Annotated in this window: 8 protein-coding genes; 2 read left to right on the top strand and 6 right to left on the bottom strand. The window is 41.8% G+C overall.

Going from position 1 to position 11,071, the window contains the following annotated elements; all coding sequences use genetic code 11:
• From A9Y75_RS18955 to A9Y75_RS18930, 6 genes are all read right to left on the bottom strand, one after another.
• Window positions 1-1,163, bottom strand: a 1,163-nt coding sequence (locus A9Y75_RS18955; RefSeq protein ID WP_071191100.1) for an aspartate aminotransferase, incomplete at its 3' end; no start/stop codon positions are given.
• A gap of 100 nt (window positions 1,164-1,263) precedes the next feature.
• Window positions 1,264-2,433, bottom strand: coding sequence for an iron-containing alcohol dehydrogenase family protein (locus tag A9Y75_RS18950; protein ID WP_071191099.1), 1,170 nt, complete (start codon window positions 2,431-2,433; stop codon window positions 1,264-1,266).
• Between the two features lie 229 nt (window positions 2,434-2,662).
• Window positions 2,663-3,187 carry a Ycf51 family protein gene (locus A9Y75_RS18945; RefSeq protein ID WP_071191098.1) on the bottom strand — a complete coding sequence of 175 codons (525 nt, stop codon included), beginning with the start codon at window positions 3,185-3,187 and terminating at the stop codon, window positions 2,663-2,665.
• Between the two features lie 619 nt (window positions 3,188-3,806).
• Entirely contained in the window at window positions 3,807-5,897 is a 2,091-nt protein-coding gene (locus A9Y75_RS18940; protein WP_071191097.1) for a calcium-binding protein, read from the bottom strand.
• A gap of 751 nt (window positions 5,898-6,648) precedes the next feature.
• Complete coding sequence (locus tag A9Y75_RS18935; protein ID WP_071191096.1) at window positions 6,649-7,956, bottom strand: O-antigen ligase family protein; 1,308 nt, start codon at window positions 7,954-7,956, stop codon at window positions 6,649-6,651.
• Window positions 7,938-8,780: a YaaW family protein gene (locus tag A9Y75_RS18930; RefSeq protein ID WP_071191095.1), complete on the bottom strand. Its 843-nt coding sequence runs from the start codon at window positions 8,778-8,780 to the stop codon at window positions 7,938-7,940. Before A9Y75_RS18930 ends, A9Y75_RS18935 begins: the two co-directional genes overlap by 19 nt.
• 113 nt (window positions 8,781-8,893) lie before the next feature.
• Between A9Y75_RS18930 and A9Y75_RS18925 the strand changes: the two genes are divergently transcribed.
• Together A9Y75_RS18925 and A9Y75_RS18920 are read left to right on the top strand one after the other, a co-directional pair.
• Window positions 8,894-9,961, top strand: coding sequence for an FAD-dependent oxidoreductase (locus A9Y75_RS18925; RefSeq protein WP_071191094.1), 1,068 nt, complete (start codon window positions 8,894-8,896; stop codon window positions 9,959-9,961).
• A gap of 606 nt (window positions 9,962-10,567) precedes the next feature.
• A complete protein-coding gene (locus A9Y75_RS18920; protein WP_177176239.1) occupies window positions 10,568-10,957 on the top strand; it encodes an STAS/SEC14 domain-containing protein in 390 nt (129 codons plus the stop codon).
• Window positions 10,958-11,071: the final 114 nt, after the last annotated feature.

Genomic DNA, 11,071 nt, shown 5'->3' with positions numbered 1-11,071 from the left:
TCTTTGAATCTTTGTAAAGCTTCACCCAAGCGATCGCAATCGGCAATTAAACTAATTCTCACATAGCCTTCACCACCAATACCAAAAGCATTACCAGGAGTGACAACCACACCAGTTTGCTGCAAAATATTCAAAGCAAAGTCTGTGGAATTTATGCCTACAGGACATTTCACCCACAAATACATTGTCGCTTCGGTTTTGGGAATATTCCAACCCAATTTTCCTAAACCATCAATGAGAAAATCTCGACGGGTGCGGTAACGTTGTTGGACTTCATGTAAATAAGAATCAGGAAGTTGCAAAGCTGTTTCTGCTGCTGTTTGCAAAGCGGAAAAAATGCCATAATCCAAATTGGTTTTTAAAGTCCGTAAACCTTGGATCACATGACGATTTCCAACTACAAAACCAACGCGCCAACCTGCCATATTATAGGTTTTAGAAAGGGTGTGAAACTCGACACCGATATCTTTCGCACCGGGAATTTCTAACAAGCTAGTGGGTTGATAACCATCAAAAGCTAATTCTGCATAACATAAATCATGAACTAAGAGGATTTCATACTTCCGCGCAAAAGCAACAATTTCTTCAAAGAATTCACGGGGGGCGGTGGCGGCAGTAGGATTACTGGGATAATTGAAATAGAGGATTTTGGCTTTTCTGGCAACTTCCTCAGGAATAGCAGCTAAATCAATTAACCAGTTATTTTCTTCTTTGAGAATTAAATTGTGGATAACTCCCCCAGCAATGATGGGGCCACGAAAGTGAACAGGATAGGATGGTGAAGGTACTAAAACAATATCACCGGGATTGATGTAAGCGATCGCTAAATGTCCCAACCCTTCCTTAGAACCTAGCAGCGGTAAAGCCTCACTATCAGGATTGAGAACCACACCATAGCGGCGATGATACCATTGAGTAATTGCTTTGCGGAAACTTGCAGTTCCTTCAAATGGGGGATAACCGTGATTAGCAGGATTTTGCAAAGCTGCCATTGCGGCTTCTATTACAGGTTGGGGTGTGGGTCCATCAGGGTTTCCCATACCCAAATCAATTAAGTCTAGCCCTTGTTCTCTAGCCTTAGCCTTTAATTCGTCCAAACGGGCAAATACATAAGGTGGCAATTTTTGTATCCGTTCTGCGGGAGTAATCCAACTCAAACTCATTCTATAACCTCGAAATAGGAAACAGGGGACTGGAGACTGGGAATAGATGAAAATTTTACCAATTACCAATCACCTATTACCAATTACCCATTTTTAATTTTCAATTTTTAATTTTTAATTGGTTTGGTGCAGTGGTAGAAACCATTGCGGCCATCAATTGTTCCAACGCTACATTAAACGGTAAACGGTGGATATCAGAATTAGGTTCTAGACTAATTTCCGCTGCTGTTTGTAATTCGCCCAGAGTGATATTACCTAATCCCAAATCTGCTAATTTTTGGGGTAGTCCAATCTCTACATAGAACTTCAACAATTGTTGTCTTGCTGATGCTGCTAGTTGATTGCCCTGGATCATTTCTTCTAACCGTAGTTGCACCAAGATGCCATAGGCGACTTTTTCCCCGTGAATGCTACCATGTCCAGCAATGTGGGTTAAGCCATTATGGACGGCATGGGCGGCGACTGTGCGACATTGTGCGCCACCAAGTCCACCAATTACACCAGCTAGGAGTACAGTTGCGTCTACAACTTCTTGCCAAACTTGGCTACCAGGAGATTGTAAAGCAACGGCGGATTTTTGGAACAAAATATCTCGTAAAACCCTTGCTTGTTGGACTGCGGCAATAATTAGAGTTTCTTGTAAATGTCCACTACTAACTGATGCTTCATACCATTTAGCGATCGCATCCCCAATTCCTGCCACTAAAGTTCGTTGGGGTGCAGTCTGAATCAAATCATAATCCAGAATTAGCACATCTGGACAGCGAGATAAAGCCACATCATACAAAAACGCCCCTGTAGCTGAATATACATTAGAAAGGGCAGTCCACGCCGCACAGGTAGCCGCAGAGGTGGGAATTGTGACAACTGGTAATGTCAATTGGTGGGCAACTAATTTAGCCGTATCTAAAGCTTTACCACCACCAACACCGACAATGATATCAGCCTTATGTTCCTTAGCGGCTTTGCGTAAAGCTTTCAGACTAGCTTCACAACAATCAACACCATAAGAAACTGAGACAGTATGTAATTCTTGGGATTGAAAAATCGGTTGTAAACTCTGTTGGCTAATATTCAGAGTATGGTTTCCTGACACAATAAACGGACGAGTTCCCAAATTAGCAACTTCAGCCGCAGCTGTTGACAACGCACCCGCACCGCGAATTACTTTCCCAGGGGAAATAGTAGAGACGTTCCAGGAAACGTCTGTACATTCTTTGTTAACAGAGGTTTGGGCAGAAAAAATTTCAGTAGAATGTTGATTAGGCATGATTTCTATTTTGCCAAAACTATTGATATTTCTTAATCAAATTTTAAAATAATCCTTATTGTATTATAGATGACAAAAAAATTGTGTAATAGGGAAAAATATACAGCAAAATTCAGAAGGCAGGGGGCAGGGTGCAGGGTGCAGGGGGAAAGAATTTGCCAATTACCAATTACCCATTCCCTATTCCCTCTTAGCTGTCACCTGTCACCTGTCACCTGTCACCTATTCGCTATGAAGCCGGAGGTTTTGGTAGTGAGGCCAACTTGTCTAAATAAACTTCAACTGCCATTTCAGTGTCTTCACGGCTGGTTAAAGCGCGGTTTACTTGACCCAAGTACACGGGTATAGACAAACCTGTTTCTGGGTGGATAATGGTGCGAGCGCGGACTGTCAGTTGCTTGTTATTGCCGCTACCTAAGCGACCAGGAGAATAGAGATTACTAGCTGCTTGACGTAAAGTTGCTTCTAATTGCGTGGGGGTAATTTCCGGTGAGGTTGTAATTACCGCTTGGTTAGAACCGTTGTCATAAACTAGGGTGTATTTCACAGCACCCGGAATAACTGTGCGACTCAGAGGAACGAGGGAAAGTGAAAATAACCCCGCTGTTAGTACCAGCATAAAGCCTGTTGTTCCCACCAGTCGAAAGCGAAAGCCCCATTTGAACAGGAAGGCCAAGATTGTCAGGACTGCAAATACTATCGTCGCAATACCACACCATTGGGTGTATTGCAGAAAATTAGCTGTACTAGGCATAAGGTTTTGATTACGGACATACCCATTTTACCTACTGTTTACACTAGTACCGCAGGAGGGGAATGAAAAAAGCAAATTACACCAGCTTTTTGTTTGGTGATTACTTTTAAAACCCCTATGTAGAGATGTTCTGGGTAATGTCTCTACATAAAGATGAAAGTTTCGCGCAAAAGAGCAAAGAAAGATATTTATACTGCAAACGGTTCATAGTTTAACCAAATATGGAACCCCTCTCCAAACCTTTCCCCGCACCTCTCCCTAACCCTCTCCTAAGAGGAGAGGGAAAAGGAATAACATTTAATACTGGAGAGGCTTTGAACTTGTTCTTTGTATTATAAGAAAGTCCAGGTTTTAGCCGTTTTGAGTATAGCGGATGTTTTAAAAGTGTTGGGCGAATATAATAGAGCCTCCGGCACGCTAACGCGAACGCTACTACACAAACTAGGATGGATTAGCTCCGAAAGTACGCCACCATGATCATTAGACATCTCCGATAAAGATTGTAGTAGAGACGTTCCATGGAACGTCTCTACAACGGTTTTAGGTCACGCATATTTAATTTCTGGAGATGTCTATTGAATTTATGGTGTGTTACGGACTACCGTTATCTATGAAAACCTCATACCAAACTTATATCTTGGTTGACAGAAAAGTCATTACTGCTGGTGACGTTATCTAAAATGGCAATTTGTTGACTGTTGAAGAACAAAGTCTTAGTGCTGTAGTTGAAGTTAAACTGTTTTAAAGTGACTCCTGTGCCAAAACTCGTAGCAAAAATCTTAATTTTGTCCCCTTCTAGGCGATTAAAGTCTTGGATACGGTCGATTCCTTGATCTGGTTCACCAAAGGTGAATTTATCTGCACCAACTCCTCCCACCAGCAGATCGTTACCAGCACCACCCTCAAGTTCATCGTTGCCCGCACCACTAAAGAGGGTATCGTTGCCAGCATCACCATAGAGGGAATCGTTGCCAGCATCACCATAGAGCGTATCATTACCCTCATTACCATAGAGCTTATCGTTGCCAGTACCACCATTGAGGAAATCGTTGCCAGTACCACCAAAGAGGGAATCGTTGCCCGCATCACCAAAGAGGATATCGTTACCATCTTCACCATTGAGGGTATCGTTACCATCTTCACCATAGAGGAAATCGTTACCATCTTCACCATAGAGGCTATCGTTGCCAGCACCACCATTGAGGCTATCGTTGCCAGCACCACCATTGAGGGAATCACCATAGAGGGAATCGTTGCCAGCACCACCATTGAGGGAATCACCATAGAGGGAATCGTTGCCAGCACCACCATTGAGGGAATCACCATAGAGGGAATCGTTGCCAGCACCACCATTGAGGCTATCGTTGCCAGCACCACCATTGAGGGAATCGTTGCCAGCACCACCATTGAGGCTATCGTTGCCATCTTCACCAAAGAGGGAATCGTTGCCAGCACCACCATTGAGGAAATCGTTGCCAGCATCACCATAGAGGAAATCGTCGCCAGCATCACCATTGAGGTTATCATCGCCAGTACCGCCATCGAGGAGATCTTTGCCAGCACCACCAATGAGGTTATCGTTACCATCTTCACCATCGAGGGTATCGTTGCCCGCACCACCATCGAGGAAATCTTTGCCAGTACTACCTTTGAGGACATTGTCGCCAGTACCACCAATGAGGATATCGTTGCCAGTACCACCATAGAGTTCATCGTTGCCAGCATCACCAATGAGGATATCGTTGCCAGCACCACCATTGAGGGTATCGTTGCCAGCATCACCAATGAGGAAATCGTTGCCAGCATCACCACTGAGGGTATCGTCGCCAGTACGACCAATGAGGGTATCGTCGCCAGCACCACCAATGAGGATATCGTTGCCAGCACCACCATCGAGTTGATCGTTGCCAGCACCACCATCGAGTTGATCGTTGCCAGCACCACCAAGGAGGAGATCATTGCCAGTACCACCAAGGAGGAGATCATTGCCCTCATTACCATCGAGGTTATCATCGCCAGTACCACCATCGAGGTTATCGTTGCCCGCACCACCATCGAGGTTATCGTTGCCAGCACCACCAATGAGGGTATCGTTGCCAGTACCACCATGTAATATACTATTACCACCATCCCCAATTAAGATGTCGTTACCTCCAGAGCCGATAATATTTTCAATGGAGATTAATTGGTCTGTTTCTGTGGAGCCTGTGAAAGTCACGCGCCCAGTCGCCAAATTGGCTGTAATCCCCGCATTTCCATAGCGATAATCGGCAGTATCATTTCCAGCACCACCATAGAGGGTATCATTGCCAGTACCACCAATGATGAGATCATTGCCAGTACCACCAATGAGGAGATCATTGCCAGTACCACCATTGAGGGTATCATTGTCAGCACCACCATCGAGGGTATCGTTGCCAGTACCACCAATGAGGGTATCGTCGCCAGTACCACCATCGAGGGAATCGTTGCCAGTACCACCATTGAGGGAATCGTCGCCAGCACCACCATCGAGGGTATCGTTGCCCGCACCACCATTGAGGGAATCGTCGCCCGCACCACCATCTAATACATTATTACCACTATCCCCAATTAAGCTGTCGTTACCATCAGAGCCGATGAAATTGTTAATGGAAATTAACTGCTCCCTTTCGGCTTGTTGTTGTGCTTCAAGGCTAAAATACGAGAAATTTTGTTGTCTATTTGCCATGATGATTTCGGTTGTTTATATTTTGATTTGTTGTCTCTGAATGCCTTCAAACACCTATTTTTTCGTAGACATTAAGATAGCGAAGGACTATTGAACCTGAATCCGTTAAAGCCAGTTGCAATAAGCATTCGCCATTTGCAGATGAGTCTATTTACAGCACTTCCCAGTGTCATGAAGTACAAGAACCCCACCCCCAACCCCCTCCCCGCAAGCGATGAGGGGGCTATGATGTACCTTATAACAAAGGAATGCGCTGTAATTTCTGGGAGTTTGGCACCACTGAAGAAAATACCAGCAAATAGGTATTACCTGTTATACGATGTATTCCCACATTTCGTCATTTAAATGATTCTAGCTTGTTTAGCGATCGCTCACAAGATATAGAATTACACATAAGTATTCCAACGTCAATATTGGTAGTTAGGATAAAGCAGGGGGGCTATCTTGCAGGGCAGAAGCGGGTTTAAGCCTAGTTAATATTTCTTGAAATACTTTTCTGTTTTTACGTTAATTTACTTAAAATAAAGTTTATTGAAAGACTTAATATGGGTTGCGTAACTTTAGCAGGTTTAGATTACACAGTTTATTGAACTGGTACTTTACAGCACTTCCCGGTGTTATGAGGTACATCATAGCCCCGTCCTCGCTTGCTCTTAGGGGGTTGGGGGTGGGGTGATTGTATCTCACTCAACCGATAAACGCTATATTTAGGGCTGGCTGAAAAAGTGGGAATAGCGCGAGGATTGTAATTTTAATTATCTCTCAATTTAAGACGTGATTGATATTGATAAATAACTCCACACAATGCAGCGACAAATACCCAAGAGAGAGTATTTAACCGAATATCAAAAGTAGTGATATCAACAGTATTAAATAATATCCAACCGATAAAGGTGAGCAGATAACTAAAGAAGATTAATCTATTTTCTGGTTCTATAGATTTGGATTTCCATAAAAGTTGACTAGCGGCAATTATTATCCAAGCAAGTAACCCACAGAATAGCAAAGTTGTAATTAAACCAGTTTCCGCAGACAGCATTAAAAATAAATTGTGGGGATGACCTAAATCAATTTGCATTTTATCTTTGTAGAGTCCGCTAAAACTGCGTAAACCTGAACCAGTGAAAGGATGTTGTTGAGTTAAATTAAGAGCAAATTGCCATTGGGTTTTTCTCATCAATGCCACTGGTCTATCAGGATACATATCATCATTTAACCGCGCCCAAATTACGTAGGGAACGAAACTACGGAAAAATTGAGCAATAGGTGCAGGTGCAAAAGCTGCTAATAAAAAACTACTGGCAATACTGACAACCGCAGCAACAATTAATCGCCAACCTTTATATAAAGCATAAGCTAAACAAGCACTAATAGCGATGACCCAGCCGTTGCGAGAATTAGTTAAGATTAAAGCGATAAAATTGGCAAATACTGTAATTGTTAAGAAGATAATTAAACGATTTTTTTGCTTAAGTTTGTGATAGTTTTCTAGCCATAAACCTAAACCCAAAATGAAAATAGTTACTAAATATGCGGCTAAAGTATTAGCGTGCATGAAGTTAGCAGCCATGCGTCCTGGTGGTAATCCTCCTGGTGCAACTGTCCAATCTAAGACAATCCATAAAAACTGAACTTGGAAATTCCAACCGCAAAATAATTGCCCAAAGCCTATTATTAAAACCGGGACAGAACCAAATACCATTATCCAAGATATTTGTCGTAATTGGGCAGGTGTTTGAATGAGGGGAGTTAGTCCAGTGAAAAACAAAAAGAAGGGTACTAAATTGAATAAACCTAAAAAAGCCTCTAGTTTATGAGAGGCAAATCCGGTGGTAATGAGTAGTAAGATACTCAAAAAAGCAAATCCCTTGTGAATTGGGCGATCGCTAATGATATGGTATTGTTTGCGCCAAGTTAGCAATGATGCCACAACTATAGAGATACCGCCCAAAAATGGACTAATTGGGAAAGATAGTAGTCCAAATTGTAGAAAATTCCAAGGGGTTTGTAAACGGGGATTTGGATGATAAAAAGCCTTGTTCAAGCTGGCTCCCAACATTCTGCACGGGTGAGACGAATTTGCGCTAAGGTAAAGATAGTAGGAATAATTCGACCGTAGTTAGTTGCGATCGCTCTCCACCCCAAATCAGCCAAAAACCAAGTCCACATCATTGGCCCAACAATCGCAAATATGCTGCGAACTGCACCATAACGAGCCGCACTTAAAGTCATACTCCGTCGCGCCATTTGTGCTGTCACATAGCCTTGAAACTGTTTACTGGCTACTTCTGTTCCTGTAATTACTGCTTGTTTAGCCGCTTGATAAGTAGCAAAATGGAGAGCAAATTGTTTGGCAATTTGTTTGAGTACAAATGGTTGGATGACGGAAGTTACAGCTAAGGCGCTACCACCTTTAAAAATTAATCCTAAAGGATCTTTTTGTAATGACAGTGGTAATGGTTGTTTAAGTTCTGATGTTAAAAGCTGTTGCTGCACTTGTGTGGTTAATTTTTGCTGTTCTGGTTCTGGCAGTTTTTTCCAAACTTTTCCGAGCAGGTGCAAAAATATTTCTGCTTCTAAATCAACTGTTGTTAAATCTTGATAATAGGCAATTTTCAGATACTTACAGACTTGAATTAATGTTTGTCGGTAAGTTACTTGATAGCTACGTCCGCGTAATACCGTCATTCCATCAGCTGCTAAAAAACGAAAGCGGTTTTCTATTGTGTCTAACCAAGCTGCGTGGTTTTGACTTTGCACCACGATGGGTTCTGGTGTGTGAACATAATCTAGGGGATTGAACTTCCGACTAAACAGAATAGCTGTTAAGTCCTGTAGTTCCTCTTCCGTGGCTAACTCTAGTACTGGCCTCAGTTCATCCAATTTCTCATCCTCCCTTTTGTGCAGATAGTCTGTACCTTATTGTACTATCAGCTTTCGGCAGTCATAAAATTAGGATGATCTAGCCGATACAAAATCTAAAATCCAAAAATAGTATGACTGATATTGCCATAATTGGTGCTGGAATATCTGGTTTAGTCTGCGCCCAGCAATTACGTCAAGCTGGTTATTCGGTGGTAGTTGTAGAAAAGTCTCGTGGTGTGGGAGGAAGAGTTGCGACACGCCGCTTACAGGGAACTTGTGCTGATCATGGTGCTTGTTATATTCAGCCTCAAGGTGAATTATTGAGCAGGTTTGTGAAGATGTTATGCGATCGCCATATTATCGAACTTTGGACAGATACTGTTGATCAATTCCATGTAGACTCAGGACTCAGGACACAAAAGCCCGGATTATATTATGTTGCACCAGCGGGAATGAGTGCGATCGCTAAATTTCTGACTCCAGATTTAGAAATTTTACTCGATCAGCGTGCGATCGCTCTTAACACCACCCCAGAAAATACATGGCGTATCACCTTAGAATCTAGTCAAGCCGAATTAACCGCCAAAGCTGTAGTAGTCGCTATCCCCTCACCCCAAGCTTGGGATTTATTAGCACCTTTAGAAAAAAGTATATTGGATGTGGGATTTTTAGATCGCCTGAGTTCTGTCCAATTTGACCCTTCTATTAGTGTGATGATGGGATATCCTGCCAATTCCCAACCCCTTCCCAACTGGAAAGCTTTAACTTTTGTTGATCATGCAGATTTAGGATGGATTGGATTCGATAGTAGCAAACGTCTCCAATCAGAACAACCTCATTTTGTGCTGCAAAGTAGTGCCAAGCTTGCCCAAGCGCATCTAGAAACCCCAGATTTACAACCAGTAGGACAATATATGTTGGAGAAAGCTGCTGAATCTTTAGCGCTTCCCTGGCTAAAAAATCCTGAATGGATGCAAATACATCGTTGGCGTTATGCTTTTCCTCGCCTTCCTTTAAATGTAACTTGTTTATCTGCAAATACTTCCCCACCTTTAGTTTGCTGTGGTGATTGGTGTGGTGGGAATCTAATAGCAGGAGCAATGCTTTCTGGACTTGCTGCTGCTGGTGAAATTGATCATCAGCTAGATCATCTACTCCTAGAGAATGTCAATTTTTTAGACCTTTTGGAGGATGTCTAACTTAACTTTAAGTAAAAAATATCTAACTTTTAGGGTGCATTAGCCTTGATTTAGCGCACCACAATAAATAATAGCCCCCTCCCCGCAAGCGATGAGGGGAATAAGAAGTTTTTCATGTGTCCTGGTGTACGCAGTTCATGATGGCTACTTATATCATGTCAGCTTGAAAAAGGTTTTGTATCAATTCACTTAATTAAAGCTACAAATGAATCTCTAAGTAGGTTAACTTGTTGAGTATTGACATTTGTTCACACCAATTTTCGGTTAATTAAACCACAGTGTAGAGACGTTATCTACAACGTCTCTACAGTTCTGTTGAATTTAACCTAACTTCACATAAGACATGGAGAAATATTTTCATGCTTCTTGTTGTCAGCAGTGTATGATGATTACTTGGGGGTAAAAAATTAATATTTCTTAGTAAGAATATAATTAATTTAACAATTACTTTTTAGATGCGGCACATTTGAACTGATTCAGGGGGTTTAAGCCCCCTACTCCAACTGTCTTCAATTTTTAATTTTTAATTTTGCATCATCCTGTATACTGATTTTCATCGGTCTATGTGTATAGAACATTTACCAATTAGCTGGCGAGATGTAAAAAATGTCAACAGTGAAACTTGAAGTTCAATTATCTTCACAACAATTGCTCAAGGCTGTTGAGCAGTTGAAACAGCCAGATTTAGAGAAATTTGTATCTCAAATTATTATTTTACAAGCTCACAGAAAAGCTGATAACCTGCTAAAAAATGAAGGAGAATTGTTTATAAAAACTAATCAGGATCTTCCTTCTACCTTTCTAAATTATCACAATAAATTAATAGCTACAAGAGAAGAAGAAAAACTTACAGATGAGGAATATAGAGAGTTATTAAGCCTCAGTGAACAGATAGATAAATTGCAAGCATACCGATTAGAATATTTGGCAAATTTGGCGCTTTTGCATGGAATTACTTTGACTGAATTAATGCAAAATTTAGGATTTCAGACGTAAATTACGTCCATTTACCAAATATAATACAGCAGATTGCAGATCAATGAGGTACAGAATCAAAATTGAAACCTAGACACCAAGGCAGTTTTACTCCTGACTCCTGACTCCTGAATT

It is taken from the genome of Trichormus sp. NMC-1 (assembly GCF_001858025.1).
In the GTDB taxonomy this organism is placed as follows: Bacteria; Cyanobacteriota; Cyanobacteriia; order Cyanobacteriales; family Nostocaceae; genus Anabaena.
The sequence above is the reverse complement of the archived record's forward strand: the minus strand, read 5'-3'. Positions and strand labels throughout refer to the sequence as shown.